At 72.5% G+C, this 1,638-nt stretch carries 1 protein-coding gene; it reads left to right on the forward strand.

Going from position 1 to position 1,638, the window contains the following annotated elements:
• Positions 1-456 precede the first annotated feature (456 nt).
• On the forward strand, positions 457-1,575 hold the full coding sequence (gene aroB / locus ABZ319_RS40385; RefSeq protein WP_354991879.1) for a 3-dehydroquinate synthase: 1,119 nt from the start codon (positions 457-459) through the stop codon (positions 1,573-1,575).
• The last annotated feature ends 63 nt before the right edge of the window (positions 1,576-1,638 follow it).

Consider the following 1,638-nt stretch of genomic DNA (forward strand, 5'->3'; position numbering starts at 1 on the left):
GATCGCGGGCACGCTCGCGGAGCTGAATCTGTTCGTCCGGTCGCCGCACGCCGCGATCTGGGTGCCCGGAAACCCCGGTACCGCAGCGGGTTCGGGCTCGAATGACAATCCCGGCGGCGCGGTCGCCCAGGCGCATCCGGGCACCGGCCGGTCCGGAACCCCCGGCTCAGGGAGCGAAGCCGCTTCCGCATCGGACGCCTCGGGCCGCTCGTCGGTTACTCCCACGCCGCACCGGCCCGGCGCAGGGTCAGGTACCCCCGCATCGGGTTCGACCGCCCCGGCCGCGGAGTCGGGCGCTCCCGCCGATTCCGGCGGCGCGCACCCGAACTCCGGCGCACCGGCCACGCCCGGCGCCGGCCGATCCCGGCGCGCCAGAGCCCGGCGGGCCCGAGCGCGGGCGCGGGCCAGCGGCGAGCAGACACCAGACACACCTTCACAAGAATCGGAGCAGCATCCATGAGCGAGCCGACCCGCATCGAGGTCCGCACCGCAGACCCGTATCCGGTGATCATCGGCCGGGGCCTGCTGGGCGACCTGGTCGAGGAGGTCACCGGGCGGAACGGCGTGCGCACCGTCGCGATCTTCCATCAGCCGCCGCTGGCCGAGACCGCCGAGGTGGTGCGTAAGGCGCTCGCGGACAAGGGCATCGACGCGCATCGCATCGAGATCCCGGATGCCGAGGCCGGCAAGGACCTGCAGGTCGCCGGTTTCTGCTGGGAGGTGCTGGGCCGGATCGGGCTGACCCGCAAGGACGCCATCATCAGCCTCGGCGGTGGCGCGGCCACCGACCTGGCCGGATTCGTGGCCGCCACCTGGATGCGCGGCGTGGCCATCGTGCACGTGCCGACCACCCTGCTGGCCATGGTGGACGCTGCCGTCGGCGGCAAGACCGGCATCAACACCGAGGCGGGCAAGAACCTGGTCGGCTCCTTCCACGAGCCCGCCGCCGTGCTGGTGGACCTGGCGACCCTGGAAACCGTGCCGCGCAACGAGATCGTCGCGGGCATGGCCGAGATCATCAAGGCGGGTTTCATCGCCGACCCGGTGATCCTCGAGCTGATCGAGCGCGATCCCGAGGCCGCGCTGGATCCGACCGGCACGGTGCTGCCCGAGCTCATCAGCCGGGCCATCCAGGTCAAGGCCGACGTGGTCGCCGCCGACCTCAAGGAATCGGATCTGCGCGAGATCCTGAACTACGGCCACACCCTCGGCCATGCCATCGAGCGCCGCGAGCGCTACCGCTGGCGGCACGGTGCGGCCGTGTCGGTGGGCCTGGTCTTCGCCGCCGAGCTCGGCCGCCTGGCCGGTCGCCTCGACGATGCCACCGCCGAGCGCCACCGCGCGGTGCTGGAAAGCGTCGGCCTGCCGACAACCTACGACGCCGACGCGCTCCCCCAGCTGATGGACAGCATGCAGGGCGACAAGAAGACCCACTCGGGCGTCCTGCGCTTCGTGGTCCTGGACGGCCTCGCCAAGCCCGGCCGCCTCGAGGGCCCGGACCCCTCCCTCCTGGCAGCCGCCTACTCCGCGATCGCCCGCGAGGGCAATCCGACGAGCGGCGCGATCCTGCTGTAGGCCCCGAACCCCCCGCCCGGCAACAAGTCCGGCCAACGCGAACGCCCGCGACCACTGTGGTCG

The sequence above is a fragment of the Nocardia sp. NPDC005978 genome, from assembly GCF_040614455.1.
Taxonomy (GTDB): Bacteria; Actinomycetota; Actinomycetes; order Mycobacteriales; family Mycobacteriaceae; genus Nocardia.